Here is a 17,677-nt window from a genome sequence, read left to right as displayed (position 1 = left end):
TAATCAGGTTTCGGTCGCTTGGACCTGGCTACACTCCGCCTGGAATGGTATGATGCCGTTAATAGAGTGTCGCAATAAGCAAAAGGAGCAAATGAATGAGTAACTACGATGTAATCGTCATTGGAGGCGGCCCGTCCGGGCTGATGGCCAGCGTAGCCGCAGCCGGACACGGAGCGTCCGTACTTCTGATCGACAAAGGGGCGAAGCTGGGCCGCAAGCTGGGAATCTCGGGCGGCGGGCGCTGCAATGTTACCAATATAAAGGAGACCTCGGAGCTGATCGCCCATATTCCGGGCAACGGCCGTTTTTTATACAGCTCGTTTGATCATTTCAACAACCGGGATATTATAGATTTCTTTGAGGGGCTGGGCATTGCCTTGAAGGAGGAGGATAACGGGCGGATGTTCCCTGTATCGGACAAGGCCGCAAGCGTAGTATCCGCTCTGATAGGCAAAGTGCGGAGCCTTGGCGTGCAGATCATGACAGACAGCCCGGTCCGGGAGGTTCTCTACGAGGAAGGAGCCGTCCGGGGTATCCGCCTGGAGTCAGGCCAAGCGTTCGGCGCGAAGGCTGTAATCATCGCCACCGGAGGCAAGTCCGTGCCGCAGACCGGCTCTACCGGTGACGGGTACCCTTGGGCTGCCGCCGCCGGACATACGATCACGGAGCTGTTCCCGACCGAGGTCCCCATTCTCTCCCGGGAGGCGTGGATTAAATCCGGGGAACTGCAGGGCTTGTCCCTCCGCGATGTCACGCTGAGCGTCTGGAATCAGAAGGGCAAGAAGATGATCTCCCACAGGGGGGATATGATCTTCACCCATTTCGGTTTATCCGGCCCGATTGCGCTGCGCTGCAGCCAGTTCCTGCGCCAGGTTCAGCAGAAGTCGGGAACCGATACCGTGGAGATGTCCATCGACCTGTTCCCGGACCTGTCCCTTCAGGAGGCGGAGTCTATGCTCCAGAATAAGCTCGATCTGGAGCCGAAGAAGGCGATCCGCAACTCGCTGAAGGGTCTGCTGCCCGAGCGCCTGATCCCGCTGCTGCTGGCGAAGAGCGGGCTGGACGGGGAGATTACAGGCTATCATCTGCCCAAGCTTGGCCTGGGGGCGCTGGCTGCCCTGGTGAAGCGGATGCCCGTTCAGGTTCATGGGACACGTTCGCTGGCGGAAGCCTTTGTGACCGGCGGGGGAGTTGCGCTCAAGGAGATCGACCCCAAGACCATGCAGTCCAAGCTGACCGCAGGCCTCTATTTCTGCGGTGAAATTCTCGATATTCACGGGTATACCGGCGGTTATAATATTACCGCTGCCTTCTCCACCGGCTATACTGCCGGTAAGCATGCGGCGGAGCAGTAAGGTGGATAAGCAGCGCCTATAGTTAGCTTCTTCTGTCTGGCCTGCGATCTGAGAAACATCCCGGATGCTGCCAGTGACAGCCAGAACAGCCGTAACAGCAAAGAGCCTTCCCCCCGGCTTGTGGAGGAAGGCTCTTTGCTATTATCTTGCAAACCTTATGACACTGAAGATACGGCCGATCCAGATTCCGGCGGCAGCCCCGACAGGGATAAAGATCAGCAAGCCCAACCAGCCGTAGGCCGGAATGCAGAGCATAGCGGAGCACAGGACGGCAAAGGGCGTCAGCAGAATGGGCATCGCCTTGGAACCGGCGTCCGCCTTCTGCTCCTTCGTGAACGGCAGAATGCCGATATAATCATCCCCGGAGAACAGATTCCAGAAGGAGGTCAGCCAGTAGGCCATCAGGCAAGTCAAGATGGCGTACAGCAGCCATTTCAGTACTACCGGCACAATAAGGATGGCCACCAGCGACACCCCGGTGAACTGCAAATACAGCTTGAGATGGGCCGGATTGCGCAGCAGTGCCTTCATCCCTGCGGCGGCGAAGCGGCTCTCGGGCAGCTTCGAGGCCAGCAGCGGCTGCGACTTGCGGAAGATCCAGGGCTTATAGCGTGTCGGCCGCGGCTTATCCAGCACACGGCGCAGCAGAATCGCTGCAATTCTCATCCGCTGCTTGTAATCTTCGCGCACATCATTCATGAACGTGCCGCGCAGACGCAGGCGGGCTCTGAAGGCCAGAACGGTCACTACCGCGTAGGCGGCTGCCGCCAGGAACAGAAGGGCCGGGCTGTCCTTCCAGAAAAGCGCGAGACGCAGGTAGATCCCGCAGGGTACGGCCACCGCCAGGATCAGCCACAGCCGGCGGCGGAAGCCCTGCCGCTGCACCTTGACGATATGGCCCAGCAGCTTAACGGCCCAGCTACAGGTTATGGTCAGCGCCAGCAGGCCATAAGCGCTTGCCGTGCTCAGATCGTAGCCGCGGATCAGAAACGGCAGCAGAATGACGTACACCGCCGCCATCTTCAGCGCAGTTACCGCTAGGCTATAGACCATCCCCCCCTTGAGGATCGTGCTGATCCAGTTCTGCCGCTGCCGCAGGAACAGCAGATCGCCTTCCTGGAGCAGCAGTACGATACCTCCGGTAGCCAGCAGAATGGCCAGCAGCGAAGGCACGACCACAAAGGGTACATGGCTGAACCAACCCGGGAGATTGCCGTTCCAGTAGCCATAATAGAAGCGGCCACCGAGGAGGCCCCCCGGGATGAGGATATACAGCAGGACCGTCCAGTCTACAGCCGTACGGATAATAGCACTCTGCTCCCGGAAATGGGAGAACAGTCTTCGTCTTAAGAGATTCCTTGCAGCCGGGAACGCAAATGAATTCCGGCTCATGTTAATTCGTCGAAGCAATCAAACAGCGATCCCTCCGGCAGCCCCGCTTCCCCGCGTATCGCCGCAAGTGTCCCCTCGGCGGCAATTTTGCCTCCGGAGATCAGAATGAAGCTGTCGCAGATTTTCTCCGCTGTATCCAGAACATGCGTGGACATCAGCACCCCGGCGCCGCGTTCCCGTTCCGCCTCCAGCAGGCGCAGGAAATCCTTGGTGGCCCTGGGATCAAGGCCGATGAACGGCTCGTCCACAATATAGACATCCGGCTGTACCAGGAAGCCGAGCATGAGCATCATCTTCTGCTTCATCCCCTTGGAGAAGCCCGCCGGCAGATCATCCCGCACATGGGTCATGCTGAACTGTACCAGCAGCTGTTCCGCCGTGGACTCGAAGGCTTCATAGCTTAAGCCGTAGGCAGCGGCAGCCAGATCAAGATGCTCCCACAGGGTAAGGTCCTCGTAGAATACCGGCTGCTCCGGCACGTAGGCGTAGGACTGGTTCTCGCCGCCCAGCTTCACCCGGGCCTTGGCATGCTTCAGCAGACCAAGCAGCGTCTTGATCGTAGTGCTTTTGCCGGCCCCGTTCGGTCCGATCAGTCCCAGCAGCTCGCCCTTTCTCACCTGGAAGGAGATTCCTGAGATGCGGATATCCCCTGCCTCATAGCCTGCTTCCTCAATTACCACATCAAGCACGGTATCCTCTTCATCGTAGTCATCATCGTCGTCGTAATACTTGTTGATCCGGTCCTCCGTCTGCTTCGGAGCCTTCTGTTCCTCTGAGCCTTCTGTCTCTTCCATATCTATCTCCATCTCCTGTATCATCATTCAATATAATGCGATCATAGCACCATAGACGGACCTTTGCTGCAATAATTTTCACCCTTTACCCCTCCTTCAAAAGATTGTTCAATTTTTTATAATTAAAAGTGTGCTTATTGTGACAAATGACATGTTTTTCAATCTTTGTTTGACGTATTGTAAAGGCTAGATATCCGGAAGGAAGTATTCCAAACCGTGCGGATAAGCCCGTACGATTAACAATAGAGGTGGAGAAGCATGATACAATCCTATGAACGCGATACTCAGTTGACCCTGCATTTGTACAGAGTTTTTGCCAAGTCCTTCAAGAGCATTAACGAGCATGCTGTAACCGGCAGCAAGATCGAAGGCTTCAACCCGACCGCCTTCGCAGTCATGGAGGTTCTCTATTACAAAGGTCCGCAGCCCATCCAGCAGATCGGTGCCAAGCTGCTGCTGCAGAGCGGCAACGTTACTTATGTGATCGACAAGCTGGAAGAACGCGGCTACCTGCAGCGCAAGCCTTGTCCCAGTGACCGCCGTGTTATTTTTGCCGAGCTGACTACCGAGGGCGAACGCCTGATGAACGAGATGTATCCGAAGTACTCGGAGCGCCTGCATCTGGCCTTCAGCGGACTCAGCGACGAAGAGAAGGAACAGATGATTGTGCTGCTGAAGAAGATGGGCCTGCAGGCCGAAAAGCTCTCCCCGCTCCCGCGCAAATAAGGGTAGTTGAGGAATCGGCGGTTGTGAATCTATTCACTAATTGAGCCAATTATCAGAATAGGGGTTGTTCCAAAAAGCATGAACCTGCTGCTTGGAACAGCCCTTTATTTTGAGCAGAATCAACATAAGCACTCGAGTGGACGCTGCGTGAACGGACCGAGGTTTGGGTCGCTGTGCTCGTGAGAATTTTTTTCATTCCCTTTTGCGGTAAAAATCCCGAGACCAAGGCGAACGCTATCGCTTTTCCACATTCGTTCCGTCCTCCCCGCTGTTTAAGCGGGATGCGAATACCTAATTTCAAAATATACAAGCGGAAACGGCTGCGTACACGCACCGTATGCCTCGTTCACGCATATTGTATGTGGTTTTTCGCATACATTCTGGCACATCTACCTCGTACACGCATATTGTATGTGGTTTTCCACATACATTCTGGCACATCTACCTCGTTCACGCACAATGTATGTGGTTTTCCACATACATTTGGCACATATGCCTTCACGCCCACACATTGTAAGTGGAATTTCGCATAGGTTCAGCCCGATGACTTTTCCCCAGCGCTATGCACATATATGATTCACAACAGACAAGGAAGGTCCCCGTCCATCCCCAATCGAGCGATTTCTTTTCCGTGCTAAGACTTGAAGCTTAACGCTTCGATGGTGTATTTACTTCCTGTATGGAAGGCACCCCTTGGTCAAGACGCACTGAGATTACCAGGGAGATCACAGCGAACACTGCCATCACGATGAACAGGGAGTGCAGACCGCCCTCCAGCGCACCTTGCAGACTGCTCCAGGCTTCCTTAGGCAGCACGCTTCCGCTATGCGGGTTAAGCAGCTGGTTAATATCTGCGCCGGAGGCGGCTGCCCCCGGCTGTTCCGCCAGGCTCCGGTCAATACTGAAGTTCAGCCAAGAGCCGAAGATTGCCACCCCCACCGTCTGCCCGAGTGAGCGGGTGAAGGTGTTCAGTGCCGTAGACGCACCGCGCTGCTCATGCTGCACCGAGGACTGGGCGATAATGGTGAAGACGGTCGAGGCATAGCCGAAGCCCACCCCGCAGAATAGCATCAGCACCAGAAGCAGCAGCTGCGAGGAGTCTGCATTCATCAGCGTAAGCCCCACGGCTGCGATAACAATCAGCGAGAGGCCGAGCATTCCCGTACGGCGCGTGCCTGCACGCAGAATCATCCGCCCGCCCGCGATGGAGCCCAGCATCCAGCCGACCGACATCGGTGCCAGTAGCAGGCCCGAGAGAGCGGCGCTTTTGCCGAAAACGCCCTGCACCCACAGCGGAACATACGTAGACAGCCCGATAATGAGCGTGCTGACCAGCAGATTCGCACCTGTAGAGACTGCAATATTACGGATGGAGAACAGCTCCAGCGGCAGCATCGGCTCGGCGGCCCGGCGCTCCACGAACAGGAACACCACGAGCAGCAAGACAGCCGCCAGGAGAATAGCCAGCAGCAGCGGAGAATTCCAGGGCAGACTCTGCCCCCCAGTCGTCAGGCCAAACAGCAGCGCCCCCATTCCCGCAGCGAACAGCAGCACTCCGGCTACATCGATCTTCGTCTTGCGGCGGACCTTCTCTTCCTTAAGATAACGCGAGATGAAGATAATCGACAGCAGGCCGAACGGCAGATTGAACACGAATACCCAGCGCCAGCTTAAGTAATCCACTACATAACCGCCAAGCAGCGGCCCGACCAGCGAAGAAATCCCCCACACTGAGCTAAGCAGCCCCTGCGTCTTCGCCCGTTCCTTCAGACTGTAGATATCTCCAATAATGGTAAAAGTCATCGGAATCAGCGCCCCCGCACCAATCCCCTGAATCCCCCGGTAAATAATCAGCTGCTGCATACTCTGCGAGACTCCGCATAACAGCGAGCCTGCGAGGAAGACTACGGCGCCGCCAATGAACACGGGCTTCCTTCCGATCAGATCGCTCAATTTGCCAAAAATCGGCGTGGTCACTGCCATCGCCAGCAGATAAGCTGTAAAGATCCAGCTCAGCCACTGCATCCCCTGGAAATCCCCTACGATGGCCGGCCCCGCCGGACCCGTTACCGTCCCTTCAATCGCTGCCAGAAATGTAGCCAGCAGTACGCCTGTCAATATTAACTTCCGCTGCTTGTCCCCCAGTGAACTCAATGAATCCATACCTTCTCTCTATGTTCTCTCTCCTGCGCCCGTATCTCCTTGCAGCAGGGAATACATCACTACATCCTGATAGCCCGATGCTGTATGCCGGTATTGCCGCAGCAGGCCTTCCTGCCGGAAGCCAAGTCCCGTGAGCAGACGCTCTGCCCGAAGGTTGCCCGGATGGCACAAGGCTTCCAACCGGTTCAGCCCCATGCTCTGGAAGCCGAACGCAAGCGCAAGCGTAAGCGCTTCCTGCATGTACCCCTGGCGCATGGCTGCCGGTGACAGCTCGAAGCCGATCTCTCCCCGGTAAGCGCCTTGAAGCTGCCAGTGGTTATAGCCGCAGCTGCCGATGACACGGCCTTCCGGCCCCAGGATGCTCCAGCGCAGGCTCTCTTCCTCCACCGCCCACTCCGCCAGCAGGGCAATCAGTGCTTCCGTATCCTCCACAGAGGACAGAGGCGGGCCATCCAGCCAGGGCGCTACTTCCGGATGGCTCCAAATCGCGAACAGCGCCTGTGCGTCCGCCGGCAGCATCGCCCGCAGACGTACCCTCCGTCCGCTTAATTCCGGAATAACCCCTCCGCACACATACATGTTCCCGTCCCCTTTCAACCCTATCAGTATACATCTTATTCTGCCCGGACGGCGTATTTACCTGTCACTCCCGCTTATCCATCACAAATAGCGTCTGCCCCCATGGCTTGCCGCCACACGGTCAGACGCTGTACCTTATCCCTAATGTTATATTCCATTCGGTGCAGCTACGTTCAGACTTAACCCGAAGCACCCGCTGCCTTAACCGGCTTAAGCACTTCGGTGCACAGTACACCAAGCTTGGCCTGAATGGCTTTGAACTCTTCGATTCCTGTTCCCGTGACACTATAAGCGTCGCCATGGGCGGTGAGGAAATTCTCCTGGGTCAGCCGTTCCAGCTCCTGTTTCACTTCGCGCTCCGCCACCCGATACCCCAGGTTCTCCAGCTCCGGCAGCATTTCCGTTAGTGTCAGATCCTTCTCATGTGCACAATATAGCATATGGATTCCAATAAACAAGTTCTGTACGTCGGCGCGCATGTTTCACTCCTTCTGGCTACTAGCCTGCTGTATTTATAAAAGCATTACCCTGCCCTGAGTTCCCGGAAACATCCCCGCTTAAGTAATCCTTGCTTCTTCCTCTTCTTCCACTAAGCGGTAAAACCTGTTAATCCCCCGTTAATGCTTGACGTATAGCGCTTCACTGTACTATCTTGATAGTTAACAGTTATGGGATTCATACTGACTCAAGGTACAGGAAGGTGATGCTTCATGTTTCAAGCCATGCCTTATGATGGCACTCGCAGCGAACGGTTCGAAGCCGTTCTCAGCCAGCTCGGGGCACTGATGGAGGGTGAACCGAACGCCATTGCCAACTTGGCCAACGCCTCGGCGCTGTTAAAGCTCTCTCTGCCGGACACCAACTGGACCGGTTTCTACTTGTACGACGGCACAGAGCTGGTGCTCGGCCCCTTCCAGGGACTTCCGGCCTGCATCCGGATTCCGCTGGGCCGCGGTGTCTGCGGAACCGCAGCCGCCGAGCGCCGCACGCTAGTGGTCGGCGATGTTCATGCCTTCCCGGGGCATATTGCCTGCGATGCTGCCTCTAACAGCGAAATAGTTGTTCCTCTGGTCAAAGGGGACACCCTCTATGGCGTACTGGATATCGACAGCCCGCTCAAGCACCGCTTCGACGACGAGGAGCGCCGCTTCCTCGAACGGTTCGCAGCCATGGTATCCGAGGTGCTGTAAGGCTAGCCTTCATCATCAGCAGCAAGTAAGTTCTGAACCGCAAAATACCCCCACAAAGTGGAGCTTAGCTTTGATGATGACTCAGGTACTTTGCGGGGACCCCAAAACATATCAATTCTTATGTACCAAAGAAGCCGCCCCAACGCAGGATTTTTTCCTGGATAGGGCGGCTTTTGCTTTGCTGTTCTGATTATACCGCCTGGAGCTGCGGCTATGAAGCTGCAGCCTGTACCGATGGCGTTACAGCCGGACCGGATCGATATGCCAGATCTCGGCGGCGTAGCGGCTAATCGTATTGTCGCTGGAGAATTTGCCGGAATGGCCGATATTGATGATGGACTTCTTCAGCCATTCCTTCTGGTTCCGGTAAGCCAGGTCAATCTTGACATGGGTCTCCACATAGCTGGCGAAATCCTTAAGCACGAAGAATTCGTCATTGTTATCAATCAGCGACTGAAAGAGTGTATCGAACTCCTGGGCATGGGAGCTGAAGGGGCCAGGGACGATTAGCTGATCCAAGACTTCTTTTACCCGGCCGTCGCCATTATAGATATCGCGGGCGTGGTATCCGCCGTACTGGTAATAATCAAGTACCTGCTCTGCCCGGAGGCCGAACAGGAACATATTATTGTCCCCTACCATCTCATGCATCTCCACGTTAGCCCCGTCCATGGTTCCAATCGTCAGCGCACCGTTCATCATGAACTTCATATTGCCGGTACCAGAGGCTTCCTTACTTGCCGTGGAGATCTGCTCGCTAACATCGGCGGCCGGAATAATCTTCTCCGCCAGCGATACCGAATAATTCTCCAGGAAGAAGATACGGATCTTCCCGTTAATGTCAGGATCTCGGTTCACAACATCAGCCACCGTATTGATCAGCTTAATGATCCGCTTGGCCAGATGATAGCTTGGAGCAGCCTTGGCACCGAAGATGAAGGTCCGCGGCACGATATTAATGGATGGATTATCCTTGATTTGATTATACAAATGCATAATATGCAGCACGTTCAGCAGCTGGCGCTTATAGGCATGCAGGCGCTTGACCTGTACATCGAAGATCGAGTCGGGATCTACCGCAATACCATGCTTTTTCGTGATATATTCAGCCAAATGCAGCTTGTTGCGGCGTTTGATGGCGGCCACCTGCTCCTGGAAGGAGGCATCCTCACTGTATTTGATCAGTCCGATCATCTCCTGGGGCTGATGCATCCAGCGGGTGCCAATGGACTCGCTGATCAGTCCGGCAAGCTCGGGATTGGCATGCTGCAGCCAGCGGCGGTGCGTAATGCCGTTGGTCTTGTTATTGAAGCGGTGCGGATACATCTCATTGAACAGCCGCATCTCACGCTTTTGCAGAATCTCCGTATGCAGCGCCGCTACACCGTTCACACTGTGGCTGGCGACAATCGCCAGATGTGCCATCCGTACTTGATCGTCATGGATGATCGCCATCTGATTGATCCGGTCCTGGTCTCCGGGATATTTACTCATCAGCTCGCCGCAGAAGCGGGCGTTAATCTCCTCAATAATCAGGAAGATGCGCGGAAGCAGCTCTCTGACCATGCCGATCGGCCACTTCTCCAGCGCTTCGCTCAGAATGGTATGGTTGGTATACGACACCATCCGGGTAGTCATGCTCCAGGCCTGATCCCAGCCCAGATGATAGACATCCATCAGGATGCGCATCAGCTCAGGGATCACCAGCGTAGGATGAGTGTCATTGATATGCAGGGCTACCTTGTCAGGCAGGCTGTCAATCGGCAGACCCGTCTTGGCGAAGGTCCGGATAATACTCTGCAGGCCGGCACTGCACATGAAGTACTGCTGCTTCAGACGAAGCAGCTTGCCTTCGTACTGGGAATCATCGGGATACAGGAATTCAGAGATAGATTCCACCGAACGCTTGTATTCCAGGAACTTGTGATAATCCGTACCGCCCTGAGCGCCAAAGACTCTCGATGGCTGGGTGATGGACTCGGCACTCCAGTTCCGCAGCGTGTTCACATGTCTGCGGTCTGCACCGATAACCGGAATATCATACGGAACCGCCCGTACGGCTTCATAATCTCTATGCTCGAATACAAGCTCTTCGTTCTCCCATCGGGTGTCCACATGTCCCCAGAAATGCACCTCGACCTGTTTGTCCTCGCGGCGTACTTCCCACACGTTGTCATTCTGCAGCCAGTAATCCGGCAGCTCCACCTGATAGCCATCTACAATCTTCTGCTCGAACAAGCCGTATTTATAACGGATACCGCAGCCGTGTCCCGCATATTGCAGGGAAGCGAGCGAGTCCAGGAAGCAGGCGGCCAGGCGCCCCAGCCCACCGTTGCCCAGACCGGCATCGGCTTCCACCTCTTCGATATCATGCAGACAGAAGCCCAGATCCGCGAGGCCCTCACGGACAACCTCCAGCACGCCCATATTCAGCAGGTTATTGCCCAGCAGCCTGCCGATCAGGAATTCCATGGAGAAATAATATACCTGCTTATCCTTATCGATCTTGAACTTCTGATTGGTGTCCGCCCAGTCCTTACCGGCACTCTCCCGGATCATGTTGCCGAGAATATTATAGATGTCGGCGTTCGAAGCTTCTTCAAGCGGCTTGCCTAATTTCCCGATGAGTTTCTCACGGAACACTTGTTTGAAAGTCTCTTTATCGTTGAACAACAGCAGGTTCCTCCTTACAGATGCATGTATTGGTTGAAATTAGTGCCTATTACAACACTGGATCAGAAGAAATGCCCCGAAGTGGCACATTCCCCCTGATCCAGATATTATATCTTGCTGCTCTTGGCAATGACAAATGGACGCCTGCTGTCTCCAACGAGTATCCGGTCTTTGCTGAGATGCACATCTTTGTCCATGATCACATTCTCAATCACGGCATTCTCTTCAATCACGCATTTCTGCATAATCACAGAATTAATAATTCTCGCACCCTTACGAATCTGTACGCCCCGGAAAATAACGCTGTTCTCCACCGTCCCGGCGATTACACAGCCGTTGGCCACCAGCGAGTTGCTGACCGACGCACTATCCAGATAACGGGTAGGCGCCTCGTATTTAATCTTGGTCTGCACCGGATTCTCTTTGAACAGGCCAAAGTAATTCTCCTGCTTCAGCAGCTCCAGACTGTTCTTATAGTAACTCTCCAGCGAATTGATAACGGCATGGTAACCCTTATATTCATAGGCGGAGATTTTGAATTTGTGGCGGTTCTTCTGAATGGCATCGCGGAAGAAATAGCTCTCGCCATGGGCAATGCAATGCTCCACCTGCTCCAGGAACAGCTTCTTCTCCATAATGAAGATGTCCAGATACACATTCGGATGATGCTTCTCATGGTGAATATTCGTAACGAGGTTGTCGTCATTAAGCTCGACCCGCAGACACGGATCATGCTCCGGCTGAAGCTCGTCAATCTGCTTGTAGACCATCGTTACATCCGCGCCCTGCTCCAGGTGATACTGATAGAGGTCCTGCAGATCCACCGTGTTAATGTGCTGGCTGCCGGAGAAGACGATGTATTTGGCCGAAGCCCTTTTGAAGAAATCCAGATTGTTATGATAATGCTGCAGGTCTCCCAGGGAGGTGTCCGTAGGGTCATTCCAGTCTGGCGGCAGGATGAACAGTCCGCCGTGCTTACGGTTCATATCCCACGATTTGCCGTCACCGAGATGATCCATCAGCGACCGGTATTTGCGGCGGACGAACAGTCCCACGCTCTCCAGCTCTGCACGCATCATGTTGGACAAAACGAAATCAATCAGCCGGTACCGGCTGGCGAAGGGGACCGCTGCCCCGCAGCGGAAATAGGTCAGTTCATTTAAATTATCCAATTCATGATCAAGATTAATTACACCCATAAGCTCTTTCATCGGAATCCCCCGCCCTCTTGTGGTTATATGGTTTTGGCTGCTACAGATTTGAGCTTCTTGCTTCGTTTGTCGATCAGCAGAATTTCATTCTCATTCTCCCGGTCGACGCCGATTTCCATATTATCCTCAATGACCGTGTTCTGACTGATGATGGCTTTATGAATTCTCACGTTCTTGCCGATCTTCACCTTGGGCATAATGACAGAGTCGGTGATGACACTGCCTTCGCCCACTTCAACCCCGTAAAAGAGGACAGAGTGCTTCACCTCGCCATGCACGATGCAGCCCTCATTAATGATGCAGCTCGATACCTTGGCTCCCGGTGCCACATATTGTGCGGGCTGATTCGGATTACGGGTGAAGATTCTCCAGCCGGTATCGTTCAGATTCAGGGGAGGCGTATCGCTCAGAAGATCCATATTCGCTTCCCACAGACTGTCTACCGTACCTACATCTCTCCAGTAGCCTTCAAAAGGATAAGCGTACAGGGATTGGCCTTCACCCAGCATCATCGGAATAATGTCCTTACCGAAGTCATGGGATGATCCGGCGTTCTCCCCGTCCTCAAGCAGATGCTTGCGCAGAACATCCCATTTGAAAATATATACCCCCATAGAAGCAAGTGTGCTCTTAGGCTGGGCCGGCTTCTCTTCGAACTCGTAAATCTTCAGATCATCTTCCGTATTCAGTATGCCGAAGCGGCTCGCTTCCTCCAATGGAACGTCAATGACCGAGATGGTGCAGTCGGCGTTCTTGGATTTGTGATATTGCAGCATGGCATGATAATCCATCTTGTATATATGGTCTCCCGACAGAATTAACACATGCTCCGGATCGAATTGATCCACGAACTTAAGATTGCGGTAAATGGCATCCGCCGTTCCCCGGTACCAGCTGCTTCCATTCTCCCGTTCATGCGGAGGCAATACGAATACGCCGCCATCCTTACGGTTCAAATCCCAGTCGCTGCCGACTCCGATATACGAATGCAGCACCAGCGGTTCATATTGTGTCAGCACACCCACGGTATCGATGCCCGAATTCGAGCAGTTACTTAGGGGGAAGTCGATGATCCGGTAGGTTCCTCCGAAATAAACAGCCGGTTTGGCAATCGATTTGGTCAAACTTTTTAATCTTTTCCCTTGGCCTCCCGCCAATAGCATGGCTACCATCTCTTTTTTCTTCATGGAAGAGCCTCCTTGACTTATGGGTAATGGAACATGTAATAAATTAGGTTGAATGAGTGATGCTGTGAAGTTAGACCTAAGTAAATACCCTAAAAAGAAGTGTTGTGAAAAGATGTAGCCCAAAAGAAATGCAGAGACAGGATGAATACGGGTGATACGGGGAGGAAAACAGCTGATCGGGACATATTACCGGTTAAGCCGAATCAAAAGCAAAAACCAGGTTGTATCCTTTATTCTAATAGTGTTCTATACCCGCCGTCAAAACCCTTTATTGCCCGCCTTAAACTGAGTAATTTCTAACTATATTTCATATTCATGGCGCGATAAATCACTATAATTAGATTAATATGATTAACCGCAATCAGCGCGAATGAATCGAAGGTTTGGCTCCAAAGACCTATTTTCAGCAAACCTTCAACCTGTGGCTTCAAACTATGGACATACTATACTTACTTAATTACTGGATATGGAGGAATTGCTAATGAAAGCAGCCCAAGGTGTCCGGCTACTCCTGGTGGATGATGAGCCTCATATCCTTCAGTTTCTGGAGCTGGGCCTAATTAACGAAGGCTTTGAGGTACAGACCGCCGCCGATGGCGCTGAGGCCCTGGCAGCAGCGGCCGACTTCAAGCCGCATGTCGTCATCCTTGATGTGATGATGCCCGGCATGGACGGATTCGAGGTCTGCCGGTGTCTCCGCGCTGAGGAAGCAGAGGTGGCGATCATTATGCTGACCGCGAGGGATGAGGTGGACGACCGCGTCACGGGCCTGTCCCTGGGCGCAGATGATTACATGGTGAAGCCGTTCAGCTTCGAGGAGCTGCTGGCCCGGATTCAGGCCCGGCTGCGCAACCAGTTCCCCGGCCTGCTCGGCGAGGTCCGCTGCGGCCCCTTCCGGATTGACGGCCGCCGCAAGGAGATCCGCCATAAGGAGGAGGTGCTGGAGCTGTCTCCGACCGAATATGAGCTGCTGCAGTATCTGGTGATCAACCACGGACTGGTCCTGAGCAAGCCGATGATTCTGGACAAGGTGTGGGGCTATGACTTCGGCGGAGAGGAGAATATCGTGGAGGTCTATATCCGCTCCCTCCGGGAGAAGCTCGGCGACAAGGAGCACCGGATCATCCGCACCCTGCGCGGGGCGGGGTACCGGGTGGATCTGGTATGACTGCCCGGACCCGTAGATTCACGGGCAGATTCCATGCTCCGCGTTCCCTGCGCAAGCAGTTGCTCGTCACCTCGCTGCTCATTCTCTCAGGATTGCTTATACTGATCGGCACACTCCAGTATGTACTCATGCGAAATTTCATATACAGCAACCGGGCAGAGGCGATGGAGACCCAGATACGCTCTGTGCCATTTGAAATCTTCAATAATGCAGGTAACAGACGACCCGGAGGAGACCGTCGTCCCCTGCTGCTGGACGCCCATACTACCCTCGCTATCTACAATCAGGATGGCGGCTTCATGGATTTGAAGGAAGAGACTCTGTCCGCTTCGCCTGCACCGAGAATGAGTAATGAGGCTTATGACCAGCTGTTGAAGCTCCCCCAGGACAAGAGGGGCGGGAATTACCAGTTGATTACCGCCGGGGATGGCAGCGGACATCTGGCTGTCTTCATGAATTTGGGCAGGCCCGGTGCTGCCCGGATGCTCCTGCAGATGACGGTGGAGACCGGACCGCTGAGGGATGTCATCCTGCAGCAGCTGCTTATCTTCGGCGCATTGTCGGTAGCGGCTCTGCTGGCCGGGCTGCTGCTGTATTTGCCTACGCTGCGCAAGACGCTGGTCCCCTTATCCAACATGGGGCGTTCGGCCCAGATTATCGATGCCGGTAATCTGAATGTGCGGTTCCCCGAGGAGCAGGGCCAGCTTGAGATCGACCAGCTCTCCCAGTCCTTCAACGGCATGCTGGAGCGGCTGGAGATTTCGTTCAAGAATGAGCGGGAGGCGAAAGAGCAGATGCGCCGGTTCGCCGCCGATGCTTCCCATGAGCTGCGGACGCCGCTGACGTCCATCTACGGCTTCCTGGAGGTGCTGCTGCGCGGAGCTGCCGATAACCGGGAACAGCTCTACAGCGCGCTCAGCAGCATGCACGGTGAAGCCAAGCGGATCAACAAGCTTGTGGAGGACCTGCTTCTGCTCGCCCGGATGGACGGCGCACCCCGGCTGCGGGTCAAGCAGGTACTGCTGGGCGAGCTGATCGACGACATGCAGGCGCAGCTCCGGGTACTGGCCGGAGAGCGGCAGGTTGTCTTCGACCTGGCCTGCGGCATCCGGTGCCTGGTTGATCCTGACCAGATCAGACAGGTCCTTCTTAATCTATTCCACAATGCGGTTCAGCATACCGATGCGGTCAAGGGCATCATCCATATATCTCTGCACGCCGCGGGAGAACTGGCAGAGCTGACCGTGAAGGATAACGGTTCCGGCATCTCTGCGGAGCATCTCCCGCATGTCTTCGACCGCTTCTATCGCAGCGATTCCTCCCGCACACGCAAATACGGCGGCTCCGGGCTTGGGTTATCGATTACGAGGTCCATTGCCGAAGCGCATCACGGAGAGGTGACGGTATCCAGCGCTCCGGGTGAGGGCGCTGCCTTCAAGGTCTCCCTTCCATGCCTGGGGATTAGCCAATGAGCTGTAAATAGCGATATAATAGGTTTATGCTATCAAAACTTAAGCGTATGCTTCCGAAGTGAGTTTTGCGAAGTGGTTCCATGAGGTTTATGCTATCAAAACTTTTAGGAGGGTATCTCATGTACGAAATCGCCATTATCGGAGCCGGTCCTGCCGGTGCAAGCGCAGCCCTGTTTGCTGCCAAGGCCGGCAAAAAAACACTGCTGATTGACAACGACAAAGGTATGACCCGCAGAGGCTGGTATGAGAATTATTACGGAATTAGTGAGATCGGCGGACCTGATCTGGTAGAAACCGGACATAAGCAGGCCGTGAAGTTCGGGGCCGAGCTGGTTGCCGGACAGGCGACCTCACTGGAAGCCAGCGGTGAGGGCTTCGTCATCGGGACAGAGAGCGGAGCTGCTTATGAAGCTAAGCATGTCGTGCTGGCGACAGGTGTTCTGACGGATCTGGCTGCCGCAGCCGGGGTAACGACTAAAGAAGGTACGGAGCCAAGAATCAAGACGGTGATCGCCGCCACACCGGAAGGCAGAACCAACATCGACGGAATCTGGGCCGCAGGAACTGTGGCCGGGATGAGTGTTCATGCAATAATCACTGCCGGGGACGGCGCCAAGGTTGCCGTTAACATTATCAGTGAGCTGAACGGCGCACGTTATGTCGATCACGATTTGCTGAAGGCTTAGCAGATACAGCTGTTACATAAGAACCGCCTTTCCTTTTTGGAGGAGAGGCGGTTTTTTGATGTGGAAGGAATATGGTTATTTGTTGAGACTGGCGACTCTCTGCTCCTGCGCGCTCTGCTGCGGCCTGCCGCTGTAGAATTCCTGAACGATATAGAGGGGACGGCCCTTCGATTCATCATAGATCCGTCCGACATACTCCCCCAGAATACCCAGCATGAGCAGCACGAACCCGTTGAAGGTCAAGGTGATCCCGATCATCGATGCCCAGCCCTTCACGGCCGCATCCGTAAAGAGCGCCAGATACAGCACATACATCAGGTACAGAAACCCGGATACGGACAGCAGTGCCCCAAGAACACCCGCCAGCTTCAGCGGCTTATAAGAGAAGGAGGTAATGCCGTCCAGCGACAGCTTCAGCATCCGCCCTAACGGATATTTGGTCTCTCCGGCCAGCCGCTCCTCCCGCTCATATTCTATCGCCTTCTGGCGGAATCCGACCCAGCTGACCAGACCGCGCACGAAGCGGTTCTTCTCCGGCAGACGCTTCAGCTCATCGCAGACTCTGCGGTCCATCAGGCGGAAATCACCGGTGTCCACCGGAATGGAGATATCTGTCGAATAACGCAGCACCCGGTAAAATAAGCTGGCCGTCCACTTTTTGAATAGGGACTCTCCATTTCGCTTGATCCGTTTGGCATACACGACCTGGTAGCCTTGCTTCCACTCCGCAATCATCTCCGGAATCAGCTCGGGCGGGTCCTGGAGATCCGCGTCAATGATCACGACCGCATCGCCCAGCGCATAATCCATACCTGCGGTAATAGCGACCTGATGCCCGAAATTGCGGGACAGATCGATCAGCTTCACACTTTCATCCCAATAGCTGTATTCCTCGATCATCTGCGCGCAGTTGTCCGTACTGCCGTCATTGACGAAGATCAGCTCGTAGGGCTCGCCTGTTATGCCCATTACTTTTTTGATGCGCCGGTAGGTCTCCTGAATAACAGCCTCTTCATTGAACATCGGTATTATAATGGAATAGCGCACTTGAACACTCATGGGCAGCTCCTCCTTAAAAGTA

15 protein-coding genes are annotated in these 17,677 nt (G+C 54.5%); 6 read left to right on the top strand and 9 right to left on the bottom strand.

Features of this window, described 5'->3' with window-relative positions:
- The first annotated feature begins 95 nt into the window (after positions 1-95).
- Positions 96-1,355: an NAD(P)/FAD-dependent oxidoreductase gene (locus tag NYE26_RS01315; RefSeq protein ID WP_339253333.1), complete on the top strand. Its 1,260-nt coding sequence runs from the start codon at positions 96-98 to the stop codon at positions 1,353-1,355.
- A 141-nt stretch (positions 1,356-1,496) separates the two neighbouring features.
- Here the strand turns inward: NYE26_RS01315 and NYE26_RS01310 are convergent, their stop codons facing one another.
- Together NYE26_RS01310 and NYE26_RS01305 are read right to left on the bottom strand one after the other, a co-directional pair.
- Positions 1,497-2,747, bottom strand: a complete 1,251-nt coding sequence (locus NYE26_RS01310; RefSeq protein WP_339253331.1) for an ABC transporter permease — start codon at positions 2,745-2,747, stop codon at positions 1,497-1,499.
- Entirely contained in the window at positions 2,744-3,541 is a 798-nt protein-coding gene (locus NYE26_RS01305) for an ABC transporter ATP-binding protein (protein WP_209877884.1), read from the bottom strand. Before NYE26_RS01305 ends, NYE26_RS01310 begins: the two co-directional genes overlap by 4 nt.
- Positions 3,542-3,799: 258 nt before the next feature.
- On the opposite strand from NYE26_RS01305, the gene NYE26_RS01300 reads away from it, so the two are divergent.
- Positions 3,800-4,267, top strand: a complete 468-nt coding sequence (locus tag NYE26_RS01300) for a MarR family transcriptional regulator (protein WP_036722277.1) — start codon at positions 3,800-3,802, stop codon at positions 4,265-4,267.
- 648 nt (positions 4,268-4,915) lie between these two features.
- Here the strand turns inward: NYE26_RS01300 and NYE26_RS01295 are convergent.
- The 3 genes from NYE26_RS01295 to NYE26_RS01285 form a co-directional block, all read right to left on the bottom strand.
- A complete protein-coding gene (locus NYE26_RS01295) occupies positions 4,916-6,430 on the bottom strand; it encodes an MDR family MFS transporter (RefSeq protein WP_036722274.1) in 1,515 nt (504 codons plus the stop codon).
- A 9-nt stretch (positions 6,431-6,439) separates the two neighbouring features.
- Positions 6,440-7,009, bottom strand: a complete 570-nt coding sequence (locus tag NYE26_RS01290; RefSeq protein WP_036722272.1) for a GNAT family protein — start codon at positions 7,007-7,009, stop codon at positions 6,440-6,442.
- Between the two features lie 179 nt (positions 7,010-7,188).
- Complete coding sequence (locus NYE26_RS01285) at positions 7,189-7,488, bottom strand: hypothetical protein (RefSeq protein WP_036700151.1); 300 nt, start codon at positions 7,486-7,488, stop codon at positions 7,189-7,191.
- Positions 7,489-7,719: 231 nt separating this feature from the next.
- Here NYE26_RS01285 and NYE26_RS01280 point away from each other — a divergent pair, with 231 nt between their 5' ends.
- Entirely contained in the window at positions 7,720-8,199 is a 480-nt protein-coding gene (locus NYE26_RS01280) for a GAF domain-containing protein (protein WP_036722270.1), read from the top strand.
- 240 nt (positions 8,200-8,439) lie between these two features.
- On the opposite strand, the gene NYE26_RS01275 is transcribed toward NYE26_RS01280, so the two are convergent.
- The 3 genes from NYE26_RS01275 to NYE26_RS01265 all read right to left on the bottom strand — a co-directional run bounded on the left by NYE26_RS01275 (position 8,440) and on the right by NYE26_RS01265 (position 13,270).
- Positions 8,440-10,872 (bottom strand): glycogen/starch/alpha-glucan phosphorylase, encoded by a 2,433-nt coding sequence (locus tag NYE26_RS01275; protein WP_339253327.1) that lies wholly within the window; start codon positions 10,870-10,872, stop codon positions 8,440-8,442.
- A 107-nt stretch (positions 10,873-10,979) separates the two neighbouring features.
- Positions 10,980-12,083 (bottom strand): glucose-1-phosphate adenylyltransferase subunit GlgD, encoded by a 1,104-nt coding sequence (gene glgD / locus NYE26_RS01270; protein WP_036722265.1) that lies wholly within the window; start codon positions 12,081-12,083, stop codon positions 10,980-10,982.
- A 23-nt stretch (positions 12,084-12,106) separates the two neighbouring features.
- The gene (locus NYE26_RS01265; protein ID WP_036722262.1) at positions 12,107-13,270 is read right to left on the bottom strand and encodes a glucose-1-phosphate adenylyltransferase; all 1,164 of its coding nucleotides are present in this window, start codon (positions 13,268-13,270) and stop codon (positions 12,107-12,109) included.
- A gap of 481 nt (positions 13,271-13,751) precedes the next feature.
- Here NYE26_RS01265 and NYE26_RS01260 point away from each other — a divergent pair, with 481 nt between their 5' ends.
- The 3 genes from NYE26_RS01260 (at position 13,752) to NYE26_RS01250 (ending at position 16,596) form a co-directional block, all read left to right on the top strand.
- Complete coding sequence (locus NYE26_RS01260; protein ID WP_339253325.1) at positions 13,752-14,438, top strand: response regulator transcription factor; 687 nt, start codon at positions 13,752-13,754, stop codon at positions 14,436-14,438.
- Positions 14,435-15,910 (top strand): HAMP domain-containing sensor histidine kinase, encoded by a 1,476-nt coding sequence (locus NYE26_RS01255; RefSeq protein WP_339253323.1) that lies wholly within the window; start codon positions 14,435-14,437, stop codon positions 15,908-15,910. The genes NYE26_RS01260 and NYE26_RS01255 overlap by 4 nt, the downstream gene beginning before the upstream one ends.
- A gap of 119 nt (positions 15,911-16,029) precedes the next feature.
- Positions 16,030-16,596 carry an FAD-dependent oxidoreductase gene (locus tag NYE26_RS01250; protein ID WP_339253321.1) on the top strand — a complete coding sequence of 189 codons (567 nt, stop codon included), beginning with the start codon at positions 16,030-16,032 and terminating at the stop codon, positions 16,594-16,596.
- 75 nt (positions 16,597-16,671) lie between these two features.
- On the opposite strand, the gene NYE26_RS01245 is transcribed toward NYE26_RS01250, so the two are convergent.
- Positions 16,672-17,655, bottom strand: coding sequence for a glycosyltransferase family 2 protein (locus tag NYE26_RS01245; RefSeq protein ID WP_209877896.1), 984 nt, complete (start codon positions 17,653-17,655; stop codon positions 16,672-16,674).
- Positions 17,656-17,677: the final 22 nt, after the last annotated feature.

Source organism: Paenibacillus sp. FSL P2-0136 (genome assembly GCF_037975325.1).
Taxonomy (GTDB): Bacteria; Bacillota; Bacilli; order Paenibacillales; family Paenibacillaceae; genus Paenibacillus_AQ; species Paenibacillus_AQ silagei.
Note: the sequence above shows the minus strand (reverse complement) of the source record. Positions and strands in the feature narration are given on the sequence as shown.